Here is a 22,398-nt window from a genome sequence, read left to right as displayed (position 1 = left end):
TTAACCGCGCGCGATCAGGGTCGCGTCGGCCTCGGCCTTTTCGGCCGCCTTCCGGCGGATCAGCTTTTCCAGCTCGTCCACCAGATTGTCGTTGGTCAGTTTCTGTGCGGGCTTGCCGTCGATGTAGATCAGGTTGTTGGGCGTACCGCCGGTCAGGCCGATATGCGCTTCCTTCGCCTCGCCGGGGCCGTTCACCACGCAGCCGATTACCGCCACATCCAGCGGAACCAGGAGGTCGTCGAGACGCCCCTCCAGTTCGTTCATGGTTTTCACCACGTCGAAGTTCTGCCGCGAACAGCTCGGACAGGCGATGAAGTTGATGCCACGCGAGCGCAGGTGCAGCGATTTGAGAATGTCGAAACCGACCTTGATCTCTTCGACCGGATCGGCGGCAAGGGAGATGCGGATGGTATCGCCGATCCCCTCGGCCAGCAGCATCCCCAACCCCACTGCCGACTTGACGGTACCGGAGCGCAAGCCACCGGCTTCCGTGATGCCCAGGTGCAGGGGCTGCTCAATCTGCTTGGCGAGCAGACGGTAGGCTTCCACCGCCATGAACACGTCTGAGGCTTTCACGCTGACTTTGAAGTCCTGGAAGTCCAGACGGTCCAGGTGCTCGACATGGCGAAGTGCGGACTCCACCAGCGCTGCCGGCGTGGGTTCGCCGTACTTCTTCTGTAGGTCCTTTTCCAGCGAACCGGCGTTGACGCCGATGCGGATAGGAATGCCCTTGTCGCGGGCGGCATCGACCACGGCCCGGACGCGGTCTTCACGACCGATATTACCCGGGTTGATGCGCAGGCAATCGACGCCCAGCTCGGCAACCCGCAAGGCGATGGTGTAATCGAAGTGAATGTCCGCCACCAGCGGAACCTTCACCTGCTGTTTGATCTTGCCGAAGGCCTCGGCAGCCTCCATGTCCGGCACCGAAACGCGAACGATGTCCGCACCGGCATCTTCCAGACGACGGATCTGGGCCACCGTGGCCGCCACGTCACAGGTATCGGTGTTGGTCATGCTCTGCACGGAGATGGGCGCATCGCCACCCACGGGCACGGAACCGACCCAGATCTTGCGCGACTGGCGTCGCTTGATGGGAGACTCGCAATGCACGGTTTATTGCCCTCCCAAGGTGAAGCGCGCAGTTTCGCCACGGACATACGGTGCCAGATCGACCGTTTGGCCATTGAAGCTGACCTGCACACCGCGGGCATAGCCAAGATGCAGTTTCAAGGGCGCCTTGCCACTGACGTCCAGGCTTTCCCCCTCTCGCTTCAAACCGCTGTAGAGTACCTTGCCAGTGGCATCGGTGATCTGGGTCCAACAATTGGCGGTGAACTGCATACGCACCATACCCTCGCCCGGCTGGACCGCTACCGGAGCCGCAGGCGGCGTCGCCGGAGGAGTGACGCTCTCAGGCTGGGCCGGGGTCTCGGGCTCGGTCGAAGCCGACGGTGCTTCGCCGGTCGATGCGGCATCGCTCGGAGCGGACGGCTCGGCATCACTTTCCGGCTGACCGGCGACTTCCGGCGAAACGGAAGGCAACGGTAATTCGGCCTGATCGCCGCTCGCCTCGGCCACGGCCTGGTCTTCAGGCTCATCCAGCGGATGAATCTGCGTCGTACCGTCGGCGCTTTCCACTTCGACATGCTCGATGCCCAGCCCGGTGCGTTCTTCGCCCCGGTTGGAAGACTGTTCCTGCCACCAGAAGAAGCCGACAGCAGCCAACACTGCCAACAGCGCGAAACTGACGAAGCGCAGCAGGTTCTGGGACAGCCTCACCGGCTCCTCGATACGGCCGAGGCTGTGCACGCTACTGCCCGTGGCGTCCGTTCCCGTGTACTGGTCGAACTCTTGTACCAACCGGGTCTGGTCCATGCCCAGCAACTTGGCGTAGGCGCGAATGTAGCCGCGTGCGAAGGTGTGCCCCGGCAACTGGTCGAAAGCCCCGTCTTCCAACTGGCGCAACGCCTGCGCAGTCAGGTTGAGCTGAGCGGCAACGTCGGTCAGCTCCCAATTCCTGCTTTCGCGGGCTCTTCGCAGCGTCTCGCCCGGATTGACGCGAGTCGCCGCTACAGCTTCATGATGCGACGCGTTCATTGTTGCTCCGACAGATATTGCTGATATTCCGGCGTACCGGGATAAAGGCGCTTCAACTGCAGGCCGAGGCTGGCAGCCCTGTCACGATCGTCGAAGATGGTCGCCAGGCGGGTACCCAGCAGAAGGCTGCGGGCATTCTGTTCGGACAGACGACTGAAACTTTCATAGTACCCACGAGCCGGTACGTACTCTTTATCCTCGAAGGACAACACGGCCAGCTCCAGCAGCGCACGCGGCTGCTCGCGATTCAGGCGCAGGGACTTCTCCAGATGTTGCTTGGCCAAGGCACGCTGGTTCAGCTTCAACGCGGTAAGGCCGAGGTTCTCGTAGACGCGCGAGCGCTCGGGATAGAGATTGTCCGCTGCGGCCTGCTGGAAGCGCTCGTAGGCTTCCTTGTAACGCTGCTGTTCGAACAGGAAGCTGCCGTAATTGTTGAGAATCCGCGCATCGCTGCGCAGGGACAACGCCTTGCGGTAGTTATCATCGGCCAGCTTGGGTTCCATCTCGGTCTGGAACACCAGGGCCAGTGCCGCATAGGCATCGGCATTCGAGGAATCGAGTTCGAGCGCCTTCTTCAATGGAACCTTGGCTCGCTCGGTCTGGCCTTGCTGGAGATAACCGAGCCCCAATTGGATGTAAGCATCGCGCGCTTGCTCACGACCCTCGGAGGTCTTCATCCGGTCGACATTGCCGGTGGAAACGCAGCCTGTCAGGAACAGACCGGTGAAAAGCGAAAGCAGCGCAGCGCGCACGATCATGAAACTCCTCCCTTCAGGTTCGATTGGCAGTGCCGCCCGGTGTGTCGGCATCGGTGCCGAGCTGACGCACGGCGATATAACGTTCGCTGCGCCGGGTACGATCCATCACCTGACCGACCAGCTGGCCGCAAGCCGCATCGATGTCATCGCCGCGCGTAGTGCGTACGGTGACATTGTGCCCCGCCTTATGCAGCAGGTCCTGGAAACGACGGATCGCATTGTTGCTCGGCCGCTCGTATCCGGAAAAAGGGAAGGGATTAAACGGAATCAGGTTGATCTTGCAAGGAAAATCCTTGAGAAGCGCGACGATCTGCGCAGCGTGTTCCGGCTGATCGTTGACATCCTTGAGCAGCGTATACTCGATGGTCAGCACGCGCTTCTCGCCGAGCCGGGAGATATAGCGCTTGCAGGCATCCAGGACGACCGCCAGCGGATACTTCTTGTTGATTGGTACCAGCTTGTTGCGCAATTCATCGTTGGGCGCGTGCAGCGACAGCGCCAGGGAGACATCGATCACCTCCCCCAGCTTGTCGATCATCGGCGCCACGCCGGAAGTGGACAGGGTCACCTTCCGTTTGGAAATCCCGTATCCGAGGTCGTCCATCATGATGCTCATGGCGGCGACCACGTTGTCGAAGTTCAGCAGCGGCTCACCCATGCCCATCATCACCACGTTGGTAATGGCACGATCGATTTTCGCCGGCACGGTGCCGAATGACTTGTTGGCGATCCACACCTGGCCGATCACTTCCGCCGCAGTGAGGTCGCTGTTGAAACCTTGCTTGCCGGTGGAGCAGAAGCTGCAATCCAGGGCACAACCGGCCTGGGAGGACACGCAGAGGGTGCCGCGCCCGCCCTGGGGAATGTAGACGGTCTCGACACAACTGCCGGACGCCACGCGGACCACCCATTTACGGGTACCGTCGCTGGAGATGTCCTGGCTGACCACTTCCGGACCGCGAATCTCGGCAGAGGCCTTGAGCTTGTCGCGCAGGGCCTTGCCGATATTGCTCATGGCATCGAAATCATCGACACCAAAGTGGTGAATCCATTTCATCACCTGACCGGCACGGAAGCGCTTCTCTCCGATGGATTCGAAGAAGCTCTCCAGTTGAGGCTGGGTCAGGCCCAGCAGATTCACTTTTCCGGTCGATTCAGTCATGGCTTCACCCTTCCCGCGATTCGCTTAGCGAATGCGAGCGCACACCTCGGTGGCGGCGAAGAAGTAGGCGATTTCGCGAGCAGCGGAAGCCTCGGAGTCGGAACCGTGCACGGCGTTCTCGTCGATGGAGACGGCGAAATCGGCGCGGATGGTGCCAGCTTCGGCCTTCTTCGGATCGGTGGCACCCATCAGTTCACGGTTTTTGGCAATGGCGTTCTCGCCTTCCAGAACCTGGACCAGGACCGGACCGGAGGTCATGAAGGACACCAGATCCTTGAAGAAGGGACGCTCTTTGTGCTCGGCGTAGAAGCCACCGGCTTCACGCTCGGAGAGTTGGACCATCTTGGCGGCAACGACACGCAGGCCGGCCTTTTCGAAACGGGTCAGGATCTCGCCGATGACGTTCTTGGAAACGGCATCCGGCTTGACGATGGAAAGAGTGCGCTCAACGGCCATGAAAAACTCCAGAAACTTGAGGTTAAAGCGAAAAATTAAACCCGCGAATTATACGCGGGTTCCAGTGAAATGCGTAGGGCCGGGGGCCTGGCTCAGTCGAGCTCTTCGATCCACGCCGCCTGGATGGCTTCGAGGACCTTCTCGCCGCCACGCTGGGGATCGTCGTCGAAGTCCGGCAAGGCCAGTACCCAGCGGTGCAAATCGACGAAATTGACGTAGCGCGGGTCCACGCCCGGCTTGCTCTCTGCCAACTCGATGGCGATATCCAGAACATCCGTCCACTTAAGGCTCATGATCGCTCCCGTTTCGCCTCAATGCCCTTCGGAGACCTGATTGATAGTGTACTTCGGAATTTCCACTACCAAATCCTCGTCTGCCACAACAGCCTGGCAGGAAAGCCGAGAGGAAGGCTCCAGCCCCCACGCCTTGTCGAGCATATCGTCTTCCAGTTCATCGGATGGCTCCAGCGAGCCGAAGCCTTCACGAATGACGACATGACAAGTGGTACAGGCACAAGACTTTTCGCAGGCATGCTCGATGTCGATGCCATTGCGCAAGGCGGCGTCAAGAACGGTTTCGCCGGGTTGCGCCTCGATCACGGCCCCCTCGGGACAGTGCTCGGCATGGGGCAGAAAAACAATCTGCGGCATCGGTCATTCCTCGATTTCGTTCAGGCGACGTCCGGCCAGGGCGGCTTTCACCGTGGCATCCAGACGACGCGCAGCAAAGGCGTCGGTAATTTGGGTGAGGCGCTTGGCCTGCCGCTCGATGGCAGGCCCATCGGTACCCACCATGAGTTCGCGCAACTGCTCCATCTGCGACTCGATGGCCGCGCGCTCGTCGGCACTGAGCAGACGCTCGCCATCGGCTTCCAGGGCAGCGGTAACCGCCTCCAGCAGACGCTGGGCATCGACCTGTTGCTCGCGCAGCGCACGCGCGGCCTTGTCGTCGCCCGCATGCTGGAAAGAGTCCTGCAACATGCGAGCGATTTCACTGTCGGTCAGGCCATAGGACGGCTTCACCTGGATGCTCGCCTCTACACCCGAGCCCAGCTCGCGAGCCGAGACGTTCAGCAAACCATCCGCGTCCACCTGGAAAGTCACCCGAATCTTCGCCGCCCCCGCCACCATGGGCGGAATGCCACGCAACTCGAAACGCGCCAGGGAGCGGCAGTCGCTGATCAGTTCGCGCTCGCCCTGCAGCACATGGATCATCATGGCCGTCTGGCCATCCTTGTAAGTGGTGAAATCCTGGGCACGCGCTACCGGTATGGTGGTATTGCGAGGAATCACCTTCTCCATCAGCCCACCCATGGTTTCCAGGCCGAGCGACAGAGGAATCACATCGAGCAGCAGCAACTCGTCGCCGCCACGCTTGTTACCGGCCAGCATATCGGCTTGGATGGCCGCACCAATGGCCACGACCTGATCGGGATCGATATCGGTCAACGGCTCGCGTGCGAAGAGTTCGGCGACCGCCTGGCGAACGCGCGGCACGCGGGTGGACCCACCCACCATGACCACGGCCTCGACCTCCTCCAGCTCGATGCCCGCATCGCGCACAGCCCGACGGCACGCCTTGAGACTGCGCGCCACCATCGGCTCGATCAGCGCGTCGAAATGCTCACGCGTCAGCAGCCCCTGCCAAGCGCCGTATTCGACCACCACGGAGGTTTCGCCGGTCAGCGCCTCTTTTGCCGCACATGCGGCTCGCAGCAGGCTGCGCTGGGCCGCCGGATCGAGATCGGCGGACAATCCGGCCTGCTCGACGATCCAGCCGGCGACCGCGTGATCGAAATCATCACCACCCAGCGCGCTGTCGCCGCCCGTGGCCATGACTTCGAACACCCCGCGACTCAGCCTCAGGATGGAAATATCGAAGGTGCCTCCGCCCAGATCGTAGATCGCCACGACCCCCTCCGCCTGCTGGTCGAGGCCATAGGCGACGGCAGCCGCCGTCGGCTCGTTGAGCAGACGCAGGACGTTCAGACCGGCAAGTCGCGCGGCGTCTTTGGTGGCCTGGCGCTGAGCCTCGTCGAAATAGGCAGGCACGGTGATGACCGCCCCGACCAGTTCGCCGCCCAACGCGGCTTCGGCGCGCTGACGCAGCACCTTGAGAATATCGGCAGAGACCTCCACCGGGCTTTTCGGACCTTGTACGGTCTCGATGAACGGCATGTGCGATTCGCCGCCGCTGAAGCGGTAGGGCAACTGTTCGCCCAATTGCTTCACGTCCGCCAGGCCACGTCCCATCAGGCGCTTGACCGACAATACGGTGTTCAGCGGATCTTCGGCTGCCGCAGCCTTGGCAGTTCGCCCCACCTCGACCCGATCAATGTGGTAGCGCACCGCGGACGGCAGGATGACATCTCCGCTCTCGTCGGCCAGAGGCTCGGACAAGCCACTGCGGACGGCGGCGACCAGAGAATTGGTGGTGCCCAGATCGATCCCCACCGCCAGACGACGCTGGTGTGGCTGGGGGCTCTGTCCGGGTTCAGCGATCTGAAGTAGAGCCATGCTTGCCTGGATATCGGGCGCGTCACCAAGGGCAACGCGCAGGTTAATCGTCGAGGCGCTCTTCCAACTGGCGCACTTCGTAGGAGAGTTTGTCGAGGAACTGCATCCGCCGTACGAGCCGCTCGGCCTCTTCACGACGGGCCGCATCGTTCCAGCAGGCTGCGAACGCCTCGTTCAGCTCTTCCTGAGCCCCCTTGAGACGGCGCTTGAATGCCGCCACCCCCGACAAGTCCGCGCTGTCTTGCAGGTCCTCCAACTCCTCGCGCCAATGCATCTGCTGCATGAGGAAATCGGGGTCTTGGACAGTGGCCTCCAGCGGCAACTCGCGACCATTAAGCGCCAGCAGGTACAGCGCCCGCCGCGGCGCGCTCTTCAGCGTCTGGTAGGCCTCGTTGAGGCTGGCCGAACGCTCCAGAGCCAAGCGCTGCTCGCGCTCCGACGCATCGGCAAAGCGATCCGGATGAACGGTGCGCGCCAGCTCGCGATAGCGCGCCGCCAACCGTTCGAGATCGACGCGAAAGTCCGGCTGCAGGTCGAACAGCGCAAAGTGACAGGGGCTACCCACGGAGAGCCTCAGACATTGAAACTCTCGCCACAGCCGCACTCGCCGCGGACGTTGGGGTTGTTGAACTTGAAGCCTTCGTTGAGGCCCTCGCGAACGAAATCGAGCTCCGTGCCATCGAGGTAGACCAGACTCTTCGGGTCAATGATCACCTTCACGCCATGGCTTTCGAAAACCTGGTCGTCAGCACCGGTCTCGTCCACAAACTCCAGTACATAAGCCAAGCCGGAGCAGCCCGTGGTGCGCACACCCAGGCGAATACCCTCGCCCTTGCCACGCCCATCCAGTGAGCGGCGGACGTGCTGGGCGGCGGCTGGGGTCATGGTGATGGCCATTGGAAACTCCTCACTCACTGAAACGACTCAGAGCAAGCCTTTCTTCTGCTTGTAATCGCGCACGGCCGCTTTAATGGCGTCCTCGGCGAGCACCGAGCAGTGAATCTTGACCGGAGGCAGAGCCAGTTCTTCGGCGAGCTGGGTGTTCTTGATGGTCTCAGCTTCATCCAGGGTCTTGCCCTTCATCCACTCGGTGGCGAGGGAACTGGACGCGATCGCCGAACCGCAACCGTAGGTCTTGAACTTGGCGTCTTCGATGACGCCCTGCTCGTTGACCTTGATCTGCAGGCGCATCACGTCACCGCAAGCCGGCGCACCGACCATGCCGGTCCCGACATTGGGATCTTCGGCGTCGAGCTTGCCGACGTTGCGCGGGTTTTCGTAGTGGTCAATGACCTTGTCGCTGTATGCCATGTTGCAATTCCTCTCACGTCAGGGCGTCAATGCGCCTGCCACTCGACCTTCGACAGGTCGACACCCTCTTTGAACATATCCCACAGCGGCGAAAGCTCGCGCAGCTTCGAGACCGCCTCGGAGACCTTCTGCGCCGCATAGTCGATCTCTTCCTCGGTGGTGAAGCGACCGAAGGTGAAACGGATCGAGCTGTGTGCCAATTCATCGTTACGCCCCAGCGCACGCAGCACATAGGACGGTTCCAAGGAGGCCGAAGTACAGGCCGACCCGGAAGACACCGCCAGGTCCTTGAGCGCCATGATCAACGACTCACCCTCGACATAGTTGAAGCTGAGGTTGAGGTTGTGCGGCACACGGGCAGTCATGCTGCCGTTCACGTAAAGCTCTTCGATACCTTCGACCTGACGATAGAAACGGTCGCGCAGGCTGCGGATACGCTCGTTCTCCTGGACCATTTCTTCCTTCGCGATACGGAAGGCTTCGCCCATGCCGACAATCTGGTGGGTCGCCAGCGTGCCGGAACGCATGCCACGCTCATGACCGCCGCCATGGATGATCGCCTCCAGGCGAACACGCGGCTTGCGGCGCACGTAAAGCGCACCGATCCCCTTCGGCCCGTAGGTCTTGTGGGCAGAGAAGGACATCAGGTCGACTTTCATCTTTTCCAGATCGATCTCGACCTTGCCGGTGGATTGCGCGGCATCCACGTGGAACAGCACGCCACGGGAACGGGTCAGCTCGCCGATGGCGGCAATATCGTTGATCGTGCCGATCTCGTTATTGACGTGCATCACCGAGACCAGAATGGTGTCGTCGCGCAGAGCCGCCTCGACCATCGCCGGGGTGATCAGCCCGTCTTCGCCCGGCTCGAGATAGGTCACCTCGAAACCTTCGCGCTCGAGCTGGCGAGTGGTATCCAGGACCGCCTTGTGCTCGATCTTGGAAGTCACGATGTGCTTCCCCTTGCCCGCATAGAAATGCGCGACACCCTTGATGGCCAGGTTGTCGGACTCGGTAGCACCGGACGTCCAGACGATCTCGCGCGGATCGGCATTGACCAGTTCAGCCACCTGCCGCCGGGCATTCTCCACCGCTTCTTCGGCTTTCCAACCGAACACGTGGGAGCGCGATGCCGGGTTACCAAAGTTGCCATCGACCAGCAGACATTCGCTCATCTTCTGGGCAACGCGAGGATCCACCGGTGTCGTGGCCGAGTAGTCGAGGTAAATCGGCAATCTCATCAAACTTCTCCTATCAGGCTGGCATCCTGCTCATTCAACGGCGGACGCTTCAATCTTATCCAGGCGCGGCGCCCTCGCATTGGTACTGCAGCGACGCTGATCCTGACGCTGGGCGACCTCCTGCACCTCGCGACGGGTAACGAGGTCGGCCAGGCTGATACCACTGAGGAATTCATGAATCTGCTGACTGAGATCGCACCAGAGGTGGTGAGTGAGGCAGGTATCGCCGGAATGGCAGTCACCGAGCCCCTGGCAACGGGTGGCATCGACCGACTCGTTGACCGCGTCGATCACCTGGGCCACCTGGATACCCTGCATATCCCGGGAGAGCTGGTATCCCCCTCCGGGGCCACGCACACTGGTCACCAGATTGCCACGACGAAGCTTGGCAAAGAGCTGCTCCAGATAAGACAGGGAAATTCCTTGGCGCTCGGAAATATCCGCCAGGGACACCGGACCATGCTGGGCATGCAGAGCCAGATCGAGCATGGCGGTGACGGCGTAACGGCCTTTAGTGGTCAGACGCATGGTTGGAATACCACGGGATCGCTGGTTTGCAGCGAGTATGCAATTCCCGAGTATTTAAGTCAACTAAAAGACCTATCCTTTTACTCAGGTTTACGCGCCCCAGCAGGGGCGCGCATCATAACAGGACACCAGCAACCGCGCATCAGGCCGCAGGCTTACTGCCGTCATCCTTGACCCCGGCGAAGTCCTCTTCGCGCAGCGCAGGCAGCTCCTTAGCGCAATAATCACTGCCCAGCGCCTTGAGCGCCGCGCACATCCCCTCCAGGCGCGCATCCACCGCCTGCAGGTGATCCAGCAACTGACCGATCGCCCGCGCCACGGGATCAGGCATGTCCTGGCCGACGCCGTATGCGTCGAAGCCGAACTTCTCGGCTATAGCCTGGCGCTTGGCCTCCTGTTCGTCATCGACCTTTACGATGATTCGCCCGGGAATACCGACCGCCGTAGCGCCAGCCGGCACGGCCTTGGTCACCACCGCATTGGAGCCGATCTTCGCCCCCGCCCCCACCGTGAAAGGCCCCAGCACCTTGGCGCCGGCACCGACCACCACACCATCTTCCAGGGTCGGATGACGCTTACCCTTGTTCCAACTGGTACCACCCAGGGTCACCCCCTGATACAGCGTCACGTCATCGCCGATTTCCGCCGTCTCGCCAATCACGATACCCATGCCATGATCAATGAAGAAGCGCCGGCCGATTTTCGCCCCCGGATGGATCTCGATCCCAGTCAACCAACGGCCGAAATTCGACACCAGACGTGCCAGCCATTTCCAGCCGGCGCCCCACAGCGCATGCGCCAGACGATGCAACCAGATCGCATGAAGGCCCGGGTAGCAGGTCAGCACCTCGAACGCGTTGCGCGCAGCCGGATCGCGATGGAAAACGCTCTGGATATCTTCTCGAACGCGCTCGAACATCAGTCTTCTCTCCGCTTGTGAGGCTCCCCCCGGGCAACCTTCTGAGTCTCTGTCAGAATGCCGCGAAGGATATTCATTTCCAGCTTGCTGATACCGCAACGCCCGTAAAGCCGGCGCAACCTCGACATCAGATGCCTCGGCTTCTCGGGATCGAGAAAGCCGATGTCCACCAGCGTCTTTTCCAGATGCCCATAGAAAAGCTCCAGCTCCTCCACCGTCACCGGCTGGGAATTTAGAATCGCCGTGGTCTCCAGCTTCTCCATCTTGGTCGGCTGCCCCTGGGCCGCCAACCATGCCATGCGAACCTCGTACACCAACACCTGCACCGCAGCCGCCAAGTTGAGCGAACCGAACTCCGGGTCCGACGGGATATGCACATGGAACTGGCAACGCTGCAGCTCTTCGTTGGTCAGGCCGGCGTATTCACGCCCGAAAACCAATGCGACCTCAGCCCCAGCCCCCACTTGATCGAGACAGGTTGCCGCACATTCACGCGGATCCAGGAGCGGCCAGGGAATGCGTCGGTCTCGCGCACTGGTGCCAAGCGCCACACTGCACCCCACCAATGCCTCTTCCAACGTGCCGACAACCTGCGCGTTGTCGAGGATATCCGTCGCGCCGGAAGCGCGAGCGACGGCCTCCCCACTGGGAAAATCCTCGGGATCGACCAGCACCAGACGGGAGAGCCCCATGTTCTTCATGGCGCGCGCAGCCCCGCCGATATTGCCGGGATGACTGGTATTCACCAGGACCACTCGTATGTTCTGCAGCACCGGGCACCACACACAAACAGCAAAAAGGCAGCAAATCTTACAGAAGCCCCCCGGCGAACGCCACGCACCACACAAGGCGCGCTACCCGCGCCAAGCTTTTCTGCTAGAATGGCCGGCTTTCTTTAATGTCCCAGGTAATCGTCCATGCAGCCCATGCTGAATATCGCGCTGCGCGCAGCCCGCAGCGCCGGAGAATTGATCTTCCGTTCCATCGAGCGGCTGGATGTCATCTCGGTCAACGAGAAGGAAGCCAAGGATTATGTGACCGAGGTCGATCGCGCTGCCGAGCAGACCATCGTCAACGCCCTGCGCAAGGCCTACCCGAATCACGGCTTCAAAGGCGAAGAAGGCGGACTGATCGAAGGCAGCGGCGAAGGTGCCGACTACCAATGGATCATCGACCCGCTGGATGGAACCACCAACTTCGTTCGCGGCGTACCGCACTTCGCCGTGAGCATCGCCTGCAAATATCGCGGCCGTCTCGAACACGCCGTGGTGCTCGATCCGGTCCGCCAGGAAGAATTCACCGCCAGCCGCGGTCGTGGCGCGGCCCTGAACGGTCGCCGCCTGCGCGTCAGCCCGCGCAAGGGCCTTGAAGGCGCACTGCTCGGCACGGGGTTCCCCTTCCGCGATAGCCAGATGGACCATCTGGACAATTACCTGAACATGTTTCGCAGCCTGGTCGGACAGACCGCCGGCATTCGCCGCGCCGGCGCCGCCAGCCTGGATCTGGCCTACGTGGCCGCCGGCCGCTACGACGCCTATTGGGAGTTCGGCCTGTCCGAATGGGACATGGCTGCGGGCGCCCTACTGGTACAGGAAGCCGGTGGCTTGGTGAGCGATTTCACCGGCAACCACGAATTCCTGGAAAAAGGCCACATCGTCGCCGGCAATACCAAGTGCTTCAAGGCCGTACTGACTGCGATCCAGCCACACCTTCCCCCGTCGCTGAAACGCTGACCGCAGATACGAAAAAACCCGGCCTAGACCGGGTTTTTCTTTGTCTCGATTTCGCCTACTGGGCAGGCTGGGATTGCTGCGCCAGAACCAACTGACCATCCTTCACCGGAATGGCGGCACCCGGATCGCGATCCATCCGCACCTTTCCGACCTTCTCACCCAGCTTGTATTTCACGTCATAACCGACCACCTTTTCGCTGGTGTCGGTCACCGTATTACAGCGGGTCTCGGTCGTCGTGTACGTGTCACGCGCCTGCATGCCTTCCTGAATCTTGTTACCGGCATAGCCACCGGCTGCAGCACCAGCCACGGTAGCGATCTTCTTGCCGTTACCGCCACCGACCTGATTACCCAGCAATCCGCCGGCCACCGCACCAATCACGGTACCTGCAATCTGATGCTGGTCCTGCACCGGACGCTGGCGGGTCACGGTAACGTCCTTGCATACTTCGCGCGGGGTCTTGATCGTTTCCTTGATCGGCTCCACGGCGAGCACTTCGGCATACTCGGGGCCGCCACCCACAAGACTGTAAGTAGCCAGGGCACCACCGGCAGTCACACCGACCGCACCCAGTACCGCACCTACGAGCATCGACTTGTTCATATATCTCCTACCTCTCGATCGGCACCCGAGTGCCTTTGTCCTTGCCTTGGACCCAGGCACCGCACGAGAGTTCCGCTTCGCTACTCAGGGGCGATCATCCACCGCCTCCTCGACTGCCGGCGGAATCAGGTCGTCGCGGGTGAGTTTCAGCCAGATCAGCAGAATGCTGGCGATATAGACGGACGAGTAAGTACCCGCCAGAACACCGATGAACAGCGCCAACGAGAAGCCCCACAGGTTTTCCCCACCGAAGACCATCAGCGCGACGACCGCCAGAAGGGTGGAAATCGACGTTGCAAGGGTACGCAACAGCGTCTGGGTCGTGGAGATGTTGATGTTCTCGATCAGCTCGGCCTTGCGCAGGACACGGAAATTCTCGCGGATACGGTCGAACACCACGATGGTATCGTTCAGCGAATAGCCGATGATTGCCAGGACCGCCGCCAGGACCGTGAGGTCGAAGGGAATCTGGAACAGCGAGAACACCCCGAGCGTCACGATCACGTCGTGGATCAGCGAAAGGATCGCACCCAGACCGAACTTCCATTGGAAGCGGAAAGCCACGTAGACCAGGATGCCGCCCAGCGCCAGCAACATGCCCAGGCCGCCCTGGTCACGCAGCTCCTCTCCGACCGCCGGACCGACGAACTCGACCCGCTTGACCGATACCGGGTTGCCGCTGTCCGCCTGCTCCAAAGCCGCAGAGACCTTGTTGCCGAGCTGCGGGTCGTCGCCCTGCAAGCGCACCAGCACATCGGTGGTAGCCCCAAAGCTCTGCACGACGGCGTCTGGATAGCCTGCCGCACTCAGTTGACTGCGCACCTTGTCGAGTTCGGCCGGCTTTTCGTAACCCAGCTCGATCAGGGTGCCGCCAGTGAAGTCCAGGCCGAAATTCAGCCCCTGGAACGCGAGGCTGCCCAGGGATACCAGGGTCAGCAACACGGTCGCGGCAAACGCCAAGTGGCGAATGCCCATGAAGTTGATAACGCGTTTCATCGTGGCGTACCCCTTAAATCCACAGCTTCTTCAGATCGCGACCACCGAAGATCAGGTTGACCATGCCACGGGTCACGACGATGGCGGTGAACATGGAGGTAATGATCCCGAGCGACAGCGTCACGGCGAAACCTTTCACCGGACCGGTCCCCATGGCGAAGAGAATTCCCCCCACCAGCAGGGTGGTGAGGTTGCCATCGAGAATGGCCGAGAAGGCGCGATCGAAGCCCTCATGGATGGCACGCTGAATGGACATTCCGTTGGCGATTTCCTCCCTGATACGGGAGAAGATCAGCACGTTGGCGTCCACCGCCATACCCATGGTCAACACGATACCGGCGATGCCGGGCAGGGTCAGCGTCGCCCCCAGCAAGGACATCAACGCGACCAGGACGACCATGTTGAAGCCCAGCGCGACGGTCGCCAGCAGCCCGAAGAACTTGTAGATCGCAACGATGAACAGGGCGACGAAGAAGAAGCCCCACAGTGCGGCATTGGCACCCAGCTCGATGTTCTCCGCACCCAGGCTCGGCCCGATGGTGCGCTCTTCGGCGAAGTACATCGGCGCGGCCAGACCACCGGCGCGCAGCAGCAGTGCCAGTTCGGAGGACTCGCCCGGACCATCGAGACCAGTGATACGGAAGCTGTTGCCCAGCGGCGACTGAATGGTCGCCAGACTGATGATCTTCTTCTCCTCACGGAAGGCCTGCACCGGCACCTCCTTCTCGACGCCGCCGACCACCTGCTTGACGTAGCGGGTTACCGGCTTCTGTTCGATGAAGATCACCGCCATGCTGCGCCCGACGTTGTTGCGGGTAGCGCGATTCATCAGGTCGCCGCCATGCCCATCCAGGCGGATATTCACCTGCGGGCGACCGTTCTCGTCGAAACTCGCCTGCGCATCGGTCACCTGGTCACCGGTGATGATCAGGGTGCGCTCCAACTGGACCGGCGGGCGTCCTTCCTGACGAAACTCGAAAGCCTCGGTAGTCGCCCGGGCCGCATCCGCCTCGGCCTGCAGACGGAACTCCAGGTTCGCGGTCTTGCCAAGGATACCCTTGGCCGTTGCGGTGTCCTGCACCCCTGGCAGTTCCACGACGATGCGGTTGGCACCCTGACGCTGAACCAGCGGCTCGGCGACACCCAGCTCGTTGACCCGGTTGCGCACCGTGGTCAGGTTCTGCTTGATGGAGTATTCCCGGATTTCCGCGAGCTTGGCCGGGGTCAGCGCCAGGCGGAGCACCTGCATACCGTTACGCTCGCTGCTAGTCGCATCGAAGTCGGAGAAATTGCGGCGCACCAGGGCCTGGGCTTTTTCCAGCGTATCCGCGTCGGTGAACCCCAACTGGATGGCGCCATCCTGCTGCGGCAGGCTGCGATAACGAACCCGCTCTTTGCGCAGCAGGCTCTTCACTTCGCCTTCGTAGACTTTCAGGCGTGCATCCACCGCCTTGTCCATGTCCACTTCCATCAGGAAATGCACGCCACCGGACAGGTCCAGGCCCAACTTCATCGGACCAGCCCCCAGATTGCGCAACCAATCGGGCGTGGTCGGTGCAAGGTTCAGAGCGACTACATACTCGTCGCCCAGTGCACGGTGAACCACATCCCTGGCCGGCAACTGGTCTTCCTGGCGAGTCAGGCGCAACAAGCCGCCACCCTGCTCGCCGAGACCGCTCGACTTGACCGCAATACCGGCGTCCCTGAGGGCGCGCTCGGCACGATCAAGATCGGCCTGGCCAATCTGCAGCGCAGCGCTTTGGCCTCGGATCTGGATGGCCGGATCGTCAGGGTAGAGATTGGGAGCGGAATAGATAATGCCTACCGTCAGAACCACGAGGATCAGCAGGTATTTCCACATGGGGTATTTATTGAGCATGACGCGCCGCCTAATGACGCGGGGCGCCTTGCGCGCCCCGTCCAAATGGTGAAGTGATGTGCTTAGATGGCCTTCAGCGTGCCCTTGGGCAGCGTTGCGGCAATGGCCACTTTCTGAATCTTCAGCTCGACGGTGTCGGACACTTCGAGCACGACAAAATCGTCGGCAACCTTGACCACTTTTCCAGCGATGCCACCGGAGGTCACCACTTCATCGCCCTTCTGCAGACCGCCGAGCAGGTTTTTGTGCTCCTTGGCGCGCTTCGCCTGCGGGCGCCAGATCATCAGGTAGAAGATGACCAGGAAGCCGACCAGAAACACCCACTCGAAACCGGTGCCGGCAGGGCCAGCCGCCGGGGCAGCCGCATCAGCGTAGGCAGCGGGGATCAGAAAGCTCATGTAGCACTCCTGTTACTCATATATAAGAAGGGAAAGCGTGTTCTTGTTCAGTCCAGCGGCGGCGTTGGCAGGCCGCGCCGAGCATAGAAGGCATCGACGAAGGCGGCCAATGTACCCTGTTGGATAGCCTCGCGCAAACCAGCCATCAGACGCTGGTAATGCCGCAAGTTATGGATTGTATTCAACATGCTTCCCAACATTTCGCCGCATTTGTCCAGATGATGGAGATAGGCGCGGGAAAAGTGTTGGCAAGTGTAACAGTCGCAGGTCGGGTCCAATGGCGACTCGTCGTGCTTATGGGCGGAATTGCGGATTTTCAGCACACCGGTCTCGATGAACAGGTGACCGTTGCGGGCATTGCGGGTCGGCATCACGCAATCGAACATATCGACCCCGCGGCGCACGCCCTCCACCAGATCCTCCGGCTTGCCGACCCCCATCAGGTAGCGCGGCTTGTCGGCCGGCATCCGTGGCGGCAGGAAATCCAGCACACGGATCATCTCTTCCTTCGGCTCGCCAACCGACAGGCCGCCGATCGCCAGCCCATCGAAGCCGATCGACTCCAATCCTTCCAGCGAGCGCATGCGCAGGCTCTCGTGCATACCGCCCTGGACAATGCCGAACAACGCGGCCGGATTATCGCCATGGGCCACCTTGGAACGCTGGGCCCAGCGCAGCGACAGCTCCATGGAGCGGCGCGCCACATCCTCGTCGGCCGGATAGGGCGTGCACTCATCGAAGATCATCACAATGTCCGAGCCGAGATCGCGCTGGACCTGCATTGACTCCTCGGGTCCCATGAATACTTTGCTGCCATCGACCGGCGAAGCGAAGGTGACCCCCTCCTCCTTGATCTTGCGCAGCGCACCAAGGCTGAACACCTGGAAACCGCCAGAATCGGTGAGGATCGGCCCCTTCCACTGCATGAAATCGTGCAAATCCCCGTGCCGCTTGATCACCTCGGTTCCGGGACGCAGCCAGAGATGGAAGGTATTGCCGAGGATGATTTGGGCACCGATGGCTTCGATATCGCGCGGCAGCATGCCCTTCACCGTCCCGTAGGTACCGACAGGCATGAACGCCGGGGTTTCGACCACACCGCGCGGAAAGGTGAGACGGCCGCGACGGGCCTTGCCGTCGGTCGCCAGAAGCTCGAAGGACATATGGCAGGTGCGGGACATGATCAATCCTCGGGGCCGCGGGGTGCGGGGTTGCGGGTGATGAACATGGCATCACCGTAGCTGAAGAAACGATATTCCTGCTCGACGGCCGCCCGGTATGCAGCCATGGCCTCGGGATAGCCGGCGAAGGCGGAAACCAGCATGAGCAGGGTGGATTCGGGCAGGTGGAAGTTGGTCACCAGTGCATCGACCACGCGGAAGCTGTAGCCCGGGAAGATGAAGATATCGGTGTCGCCACTGAATGGCTCAAGCGCCCCGTTCCGCGCGGCGCTTTCCAGCGAACGCACACTGGTGGTCCCCACCGCGACCACACGACCACCCCGGGCCCGGCAGGCTGCCACCGCATCCACCACGTCCTGGCTCACCTCGAGCCATTCGCGGTGCATATGGTGGTCTTCTATGCGATCCACACGAACGGGCTGGAACGTGCCGGCTCCCACGTGCAGAGTGACGAACGCGGTCTCCACCCCCTTCTCCCGGATCGCCTCGAGCAGCGCCGTATCGAAATGCAGACCGGCCGTAGGTGCGGCAACGGCGCCGGCACGCTCGGCGTAGACGGTCTGGTAACGCTCGCGGTCGGCGGCTTCGTCCGGTCGATCGATGTAGGGCGGCAGCGGCATGTGGCCAACGCGCTCGAGCAGGGGCAGCACCTCATCGGCGAACGCCAGTTCGAACAGCGCATCGTGGCGGGCCAGCATCTCGGCCTCGCCCCCACCCTCGAGGAGAATCTTCGAGCCAGGCTTGGGCGACTTGCTGGAACGCACGTGGGCCAATACCCGATGGCTGTCCAGCACCCGTTCGATGAGGATTTCCAGCTTGCCGCCGGATGCCTTCTGGCCGAACAGACGCGCCGGAATCACCCGGGTGTTGTTGAACACCATCAGGTCGCCGGGGCGCAGATACTCGAGGAGATCCGGAAAGCGGCGATGCGCCAGCGAACCGGTAGGACCATCCAGGACCAGCAGGCGGCTGGCCCGCCGCTCGGCCAGCGGATGACGGGCGATCAGGGATTCGGGCAGATCGAAATGAAAGTCGGAAACGCGCATGATGGGGTCGTCTTGCAGGGCCGCGAAGTTTAACGGAATTAGTTCGCGGTGACCATGAAACCCAATTGACCCGGAGAAAATGCCTCCCTATACTGCGCCGCCATTATGCCTCGGTGGCGGAATCGGTAGACGCGGCGGATTCAAAATCCGTTTCTGGCGACAGAGTGAGAGTTCGAGTCTCTCCCGAGGCACCATAAGAAAAATCTCCCCCCAGCCGTTCTCGACGGCGCCCTCCGTTCCAAGTCTTCTTCGATCCGCCTCATCTGCCGACATGGCGTTTTCCGCAGCCCTGACCCGGGACTTTCGCAGCCATGAAAAAGGCACCTTCCTGGGGGTTGGCATTTGCCTGAAAGTTAGCGTAGAGTGTGCGCACTGTGTTTGCATGGGTCGCTGTTGAATCGTGACCTGGTGCAGTAGATCCTACAGATCCGCTACATCCCGCTCGACTTCTCTTACTCTCTGCAACCAGTTCCAGTCCTCTATTGTCATAGAGGCTGCCATCAACTCCAGTTCCAAGGAATTAAGATATGTCGAATCGTCAAACCGGCACCGTCAAGTGGTTCAACGACGAGAAGGGCTTTGGCTTCATTACCCCCGAGAGCGGTCCGGATCTGTTCGTGCACTTCCGCGCCATCGAAGGCAATGGCTTCAAGAGCCTGAAAGAAGGCCAGAAAGTCAGCTTCGAAGCCGTACAAGGCCAGAAAGGCATGCAGGCTGACAAGGTCCAGATCCTGGGCTAATCGCCGCGTCGCCAAAAGCCCCTGATGGCAACATCAGGGGCTTTTTTATGCCCGTCATTCCGTAAAATGGCGGCTTTCCTTCGCTGCGAGCCCCACGATGCCGAAACACACGCTTCACCCACAGGGCGACTTCCCAACCGCAGGTCTTATCCGCCGACTGGCGGCGATGTTCTATGACTTCCTGCTCTGCGTGGCCCTGCTACTGGTGATCACCTTCGCCTACAAGCTGGTGCAGATGGGCATCTACGGCGAAGCCAAACTCCGGGCGCTTTCCGAATCCGGCGCCCTGGATGGCGACCCACTTCTTTCCAGCCTGTTACTGCTCGGCCTGTTCGGCTTCTTCGCCAAATTCTGGACGCACAATGGCCAGACCCTGGGCATGCAGGTGTGGGGGTTACGCGTACAGAATGCCGACGGTACAGCGATCGACCTCTGGCAAGCATTGCTGCGCTTCCTGATCGCCATCATTTCCTGGCTGTGCGCAGGCCTGGGATTCCTCTGGATTCTTTGGGACAAGCAGAAGCGTAGCTGGCACGACATCTACTCCGAGAGCAAAGTCGTGCAACTGCCCAAGAACATCCACAAGAAATAACGGCGAGAACGTGGAGAGAGGGGCTGGCCGCCCCTCGATCAGCCGGCTCGTCTCAGCAGCCAGAAACCGGCCAAACCACAGATACCGGCCGGCAACACCACTGCCAGCAGCGGCGAAAAGCCGAACACCAGACTGGACGGCCCCAGCAGGTCCTGGGCAATGCGGAACACGAAGCCCACCAGCACGCCGGTGAACACCCTCTGCCCCAGCGTCACGGAGCGCAGCGGGCCGAAGATGAACGAGATGGCCATCAGCACCAGCGCCGCCGTCACCAGTGGCTGCAACACCTTGTTCCAGAACGCCAGCCAGTAGTTGCCATTGTTGAGCCCCTGGTCTGCCAGGTACTGGATATAGCGCCACAATCCGGTCATCGACAGCGCATCCGGCGCCAGCACCACGGTGCCGAGGAATTGCGGGCTCAGCTCGACATCCCAGCGCAGGGTCGAGGCCTGGCTGACTTCAGTACTGCGCTCATGGAAGCGGGTCGTTGCCACATCCTCCAGCATCCAGTGATCGCCCTGGTACAGCGCACGCCGGGCAAAGCTGGACTCCACCAGATGGCGCTGATCATCGAAGCGATAACGGGTCACACCATAAAGCACGCCATTCGGCTGCACGGCGTTGATGTGGACGAACTCGTCACCCTGACGATGCCAGAGGCCGCGCTTGGCGCTCTGCGCATCGCCACCGCCCTGCGCCATGGCTCGATTGGCCTGCGCCAGGTTTTCGCTCCAGGGCGCCACGTACTCGCCGATCAGGATGCCCACCAGCATCAGCACGAGCATCGGCTTCATTACCGCCCAGACGATCCGTCCGATCGACACGCCCGCCGCGCGCATGATGGTCAGCTCGCTGCTGCTGGCAAGGCTACCGAGACCAATCAGACAGCCGATCAGCGCAGCCATGGGCAGCATCTCGTAGATACGCCGCGGAGTGGTCAGCAGGACGTAGTAGAAAGCTTCGGACAAACCGTAGCCGCCTTCGACATCGCCCAGCTCGTCGATAAAGGAGAACAACAGGGCCAAGCCAACGATGATCCCCAGCACGCTGAGGATCGCGAAGAACACACTGGTGCCGATATAGCGATCCAACTTAGCCATGGGCCACCTCCCGCACGGTACGACGGGCGGCCAGCTTCAGCCGCAAGGGTTCCCAGTAGAGCAGCAGCAAGCCGATGGCCAGGAACAGCCCATGCACCCACCAGAGCCCGAGCTGCATGGGAATCCTTCCTTTATCCAGTGCGCCCCGGGCGGCGATCAGCAGCGACAGGTAAGCCATATACAGCAGGATTGCAGGCAGCAGTTTGAGGAAGCGCCCCTGACGCGGATTGACCTTGGACAGCGGCACCGCCATCAGCGCCACCACGAAAGCCAGCAACGGGATCGACAGGCGCCATTGCAGCTCGGCCTGGTAACGCGGCTTGTCGCTGCCGAACAACTCACGGGTCGGGATCGCCTCACGCTCGCTGATTTCGGCACTGACTTCCGGCTTCGGCAGCAGCACACCATAGGTGTCGTACTGGATCGCCCGATAGTCCGCTTCGCCCGGGTTGCCATCGTAGCGGTAACCGTTTTCCAGGATCAGGTAGCGGCTGCCGTCCGGCTGGATTTCCTGTCGCCCGGATTCGGCCACCAGCACGGTGATGCCGCGCTCCTTGTCGCCTTGCCGGGACAGGCGCTTCTCCGAAATGAAGATGCCGGCAAGCTCGCCACGGTCTTCCGACAACTCGCGGGTATAAGTCACACGGGTGCCGTTCTTCATGGTCTGGAAACGACCGGGTACCAGGGTATCGAATTCGGTCAGCGCGTCCTGCTCGTTGAGGATGCGCGCCACCTCCGCCACCCCCTGCGGGGCCAGGCCCATGCTCAACCAGGCCACCAGCAGCGCGACCAGCGCGGTCGGGGCCAGGGTATAGGCCATCAGCCGGCTCTGGCTCATGCCAGTGGCCGACAGCACAGTCATTTCGCTGTCCAGATAGAGCCGGCCGTATGCCAGCAGGATGCCAAGGAACAGCCCCAACGGCAGGATCAATTGAAGAAAGCCCGGCAGGCGGAACCCCATGATCAGGAACAACACGCCCGGGTCGAGCAGGCCCTGAGCGGCCTGAGCCAGGTATTTGATGAAACGGCCACTCATGATGATCACCAGCAGCACGGCACTCACCGCGCTCAAGGTGATCAGCAACTCACGGGACAGATAACGGAAGACAATCAAACCAGCCACTCCAGGGTTGTCAGG

Annotated in this window: 26 protein-coding genes and 1 tRNA gene; 4 read left to right on the top strand and 23 right to left on the bottom strand. The window is 61.4% G+C overall.

Annotation, left to right across the window (positions count from 1 at the left end):
- The 15 genes from ispG to trmJ all read right to left on the bottom strand — a co-directional run bounded on the left by ispG (position 1) and on the right by trmJ (position 11,764).
- The gene (gene ispG / locus BZL41_RS07830) at positions 1 to 1,113 is read right to left on the bottom strand and encodes a flavodoxin-dependent (E)-4-hydroxy-3-methylbut-2-enyl-diphosphate synthase (RefSeq protein WP_095598766.1); all 1,113 of its coding nucleotides are present in this window, start codon (positions 1,111 to 1,113) and stop codon (positions 1 to 3) included.
- Between the two features lie 3 nt (positions 1,114 to 1,116).
- Complete coding sequence (locus BZL41_RS07825) at positions 1,117 to 2,100, bottom strand: RodZ family helix-turn-helix domain-containing protein (protein WP_095598765.1); 984 nt, start codon at positions 2,098 to 2,100, stop codon at positions 1,117 to 1,119.
- A complete protein-coding gene (pilW, locus tag BZL41_RS07820; protein ID WP_095598764.1) occupies positions 2,097 to 2,858 on the bottom strand; it encodes a type IV pilus biogenesis/stability protein PilW in 762 nt (253 codons plus the stop codon). Before pilW ends, BZL41_RS07825 begins: the two co-directional genes overlap by 4 nt.
- Before the next feature lie 13 nt (positions 2,859 to 2,871).
- Positions 2,872 to 4,020, bottom strand: a complete 1,149-nt coding sequence (gene rlmN / locus BZL41_RS07815) for a 23S rRNA (adenine(2503)-C(2))-methyltransferase RlmN (RefSeq protein WP_095598763.1) — start codon at positions 4,018 to 4,020, stop codon at positions 2,872 to 2,874.
- A gap of 24 nt (positions 4,021 to 4,044) precedes the next feature.
- Entirely contained in the window at positions 4,045 to 4,476 is a 432-nt protein-coding gene (gene ndk / locus BZL41_RS07810; RefSeq protein WP_084335723.1) for a nucleoside-diphosphate kinase, read from the bottom strand.
- A 92-nt stretch (positions 4,477 to 4,568) separates the two neighbouring features.
- A complete protein-coding gene (gene iscX / locus BZL41_RS07805) occupies positions 4,569 to 4,769 on the bottom strand; it encodes a Fe-S cluster assembly protein IscX (protein ID WP_095598762.1) in 201 nt (66 codons plus the stop codon).
- Between the two features lie 18 nt (positions 4,770 to 4,787).
- Positions 4,788 to 5,126, bottom strand: a complete 339-nt coding sequence (fdx, locus tag BZL41_RS07800; RefSeq protein WP_084335721.1) for an ISC system 2Fe-2S type ferredoxin — start codon at positions 5,124 to 5,126, stop codon at positions 4,788 to 4,790.
- Between the two features lie 3 nt (positions 5,127 to 5,129).
- On the bottom strand, positions 5,130 to 6,992 hold the full coding sequence (hscA, locus tag BZL41_RS07795; protein WP_095598761.1) for a Fe-S protein assembly chaperone HscA: 1,863 nt from the start codon (positions 6,990 to 6,992) through the stop codon (positions 5,130 to 5,132).
- A gap of 43 nt (positions 6,993 to 7,035) precedes the next feature.
- Positions 7,036 to 7,557: a co-chaperone HscB gene (hscB, locus tag BZL41_RS07790; RefSeq protein WP_095598760.1), complete on the bottom strand. Its 522-nt coding sequence runs from the start codon at positions 7,555 to 7,557 to the stop codon at positions 7,036 to 7,038.
- 8 nt (positions 7,558 to 7,565) lie between these two features.
- Positions 7,566 to 7,889 (bottom strand): iron-sulfur cluster assembly protein IscA, encoded by a 324-nt coding sequence (gene iscA, locus BZL41_RS07785; protein WP_095598759.1) that lies wholly within the window; start codon positions 7,887 to 7,889, stop codon positions 7,566 to 7,568.
- A gap of 27 nt (positions 7,890 to 7,916) precedes the next feature.
- On the bottom strand, positions 7,917 to 8,303 hold the full coding sequence (gene iscU, locus BZL41_RS07780; protein WP_084335717.1) for a Fe-S cluster assembly scaffold IscU: 387 nt from the start codon (positions 8,301 to 8,303) through the stop codon (positions 7,917 to 7,919).
- 26 nt (positions 8,304 to 8,329) lie between these two features.
- Positions 8,330 to 9,544: an IscS subfamily cysteine desulfurase gene (locus BZL41_RS07775; protein ID WP_095598758.1), complete on the bottom strand. Its 1,215-nt coding sequence runs from the start codon at positions 9,542 to 9,544 to the stop codon at positions 8,330 to 8,332.
- A 30-nt stretch (positions 9,545 to 9,574) separates the two neighbouring features.
- A complete protein-coding gene (iscR, locus tag BZL41_RS07770) occupies positions 9,575 to 10,072 on the bottom strand; it encodes a Fe-S cluster assembly transcriptional regulator IscR (RefSeq protein WP_095598757.1) in 498 nt (165 codons plus the stop codon).
- Positions 10,073 to 10,214: 142 nt separating this feature from the next.
- A complete protein-coding gene (gene cysE / locus BZL41_RS07765; protein WP_095598756.1) occupies positions 10,215 to 10,991 on the bottom strand; it encodes a serine O-acetyltransferase in 777 nt (258 codons plus the stop codon).
- Positions 10,991 to 11,764 (bottom strand): tRNA (cytosine(32)/uridine(32)-2'-O)-methyltransferase TrmJ, encoded by a 774-nt coding sequence (trmJ, locus tag BZL41_RS07760; protein WP_095598755.1) that lies wholly within the window; start codon positions 11,762 to 11,764, stop codon positions 10,991 to 10,993. The genes cysE and trmJ overlap by 1 nt, the downstream gene beginning before the upstream one ends.
- 144 nt (positions 11,765 to 11,908) lie before the next feature.
- Here trmJ and suhB point away from each other — a divergent pair, with 144 nt between their 5' ends.
- A complete protein-coding gene (suhB, locus tag BZL41_RS07755) occupies positions 11,909 to 12,724 on the top strand; it encodes an inositol-phosphate phosphatase (protein WP_095598754.1) in 816 nt (271 codons plus the stop codon).
- Positions 12,725 to 12,779: 55 nt separating this feature from the next.
- Here suhB and BZL41_RS07750 read toward each other — a convergent pair whose 3' ends face one another.
- The 6 genes from BZL41_RS07750 to queA form a co-directional block, all read right to left on the bottom strand.
- Positions 12,780 to 13,328, bottom strand: coding sequence for a glycine zipper 2TM domain-containing protein (locus tag BZL41_RS07750; RefSeq protein WP_095598753.1), 549 nt, complete (start codon positions 13,326 to 13,328; stop codon positions 12,780 to 12,782).
- Between the two features lie 84 nt (positions 13,329 to 13,412).
- Positions 13,413 to 14,324 carry a protein translocase subunit SecF gene (gene secF, locus BZL41_RS07745; RefSeq protein WP_095598752.1) on the bottom strand — a complete coding sequence of 304 codons (912 nt, stop codon included), beginning with the start codon at positions 14,322 to 14,324 and terminating at the stop codon, positions 13,413 to 13,415.
- A gap of 13 nt (positions 14,325 to 14,337) precedes the next feature.
- Complete coding sequence (gene secD, locus BZL41_RS07740) at positions 14,338 to 16,203, bottom strand: protein translocase subunit SecD (protein ID WP_095598751.1); 1,866 nt, start codon at positions 16,201 to 16,203, stop codon at positions 14,338 to 14,340.
- Positions 16,204 to 16,265: 62 nt separating this feature from the next.
- The gene (gene yajC, locus BZL41_RS07735) at positions 16,266 to 16,601 is read right to left on the bottom strand and encodes a preprotein translocase subunit YajC (protein WP_084335708.1); all 336 of its coding nucleotides are present in this window, start codon (positions 16,599 to 16,601) and stop codon (positions 16,266 to 16,268) included.
- 47 nt (positions 16,602 to 16,648) lie between these two features.
- A complete protein-coding gene (tgt, locus tag BZL41_RS07730; RefSeq protein WP_168190963.1) occupies positions 16,649 to 17,764 on the bottom strand; it encodes a tRNA guanosine(34) transglycosylase Tgt in 1,116 nt (371 codons plus the stop codon).
- 20 nt (positions 17,765 to 17,784) lie between these two features.
- Complete coding sequence (gene queA, locus BZL41_RS07725) at positions 17,785 to 18,828, bottom strand: tRNA preQ1(34) S-adenosylmethionine ribosyltransferase-isomerase QueA (protein WP_095598749.1); 1,044 nt, start codon at positions 18,826 to 18,828, stop codon at positions 17,785 to 17,787.
- Positions 18,829 to 18,935: 107 nt separating this feature from the next.
- Between queA and BZL41_RS07720 the strand changes: the two genes are divergently transcribed.
- The 3 genes from BZL41_RS07720 (at position 18,936) to BZL41_RS07710 (ending at position 20,160) form a co-directional block, all read left to right on the top strand.
- Positions 18,936 to 19,022 (top strand) — tRNA-Leu (locus BZL41_RS07720).
- Between the two features lie 333 nt (positions 19,023 to 19,355).
- A complete protein-coding gene (locus BZL41_RS07715) occupies positions 19,356 to 19,568 on the top strand; it encodes a cold-shock protein (protein WP_084335705.1) in 213 nt (70 codons plus the stop codon).
- A gap of 97 nt (positions 19,569 to 19,665) precedes the next feature.
- A complete protein-coding gene (locus BZL41_RS07710; RefSeq protein WP_095598748.1) occupies positions 19,666 to 20,160 on the top strand; it encodes an RDD family protein in 495 nt (164 codons plus the stop codon).
- A 38-nt stretch (positions 20,161 to 20,198) separates the two neighbouring features.
- Here the strand turns inward: BZL41_RS07710 and lptG are convergent, their stop codons facing one another.
- Complete coding sequence (lptG, locus tag BZL41_RS07705) at positions 20,199 to 21,260, bottom strand: LPS export ABC transporter permease LptG (protein WP_095598747.1); 1,062 nt, start codon at positions 21,258 to 21,260, stop codon at positions 20,199 to 20,201.
- The gene (gene lptF / locus BZL41_RS07700; protein WP_095598746.1) at positions 21,253 to 22,374 is read right to left on the bottom strand and encodes an LPS export ABC transporter permease LptF; all 1,122 of its coding nucleotides are present in this window, start codon (positions 22,372 to 22,374) and stop codon (positions 21,253 to 21,255) included. Before lptF ends, lptG begins: the two co-directional genes overlap by 8 nt.
- Positions 22,375 to 22,398 lie beyond the last annotated feature (24 nt).

The sequence above is a fragment of the Pseudomonas sp. PIC25 genome (genome assembly GCF_002286785.1).
GTDB lineage: Bacteria > Pseudomonadota > Gammaproteobacteria > Pseudomonadales > Pseudomonadaceae > Pseudomonas_M.
Note: the sequence above shows the minus strand (reverse complement) of the source record. Positions and strands in the feature narration are given on the sequence as shown.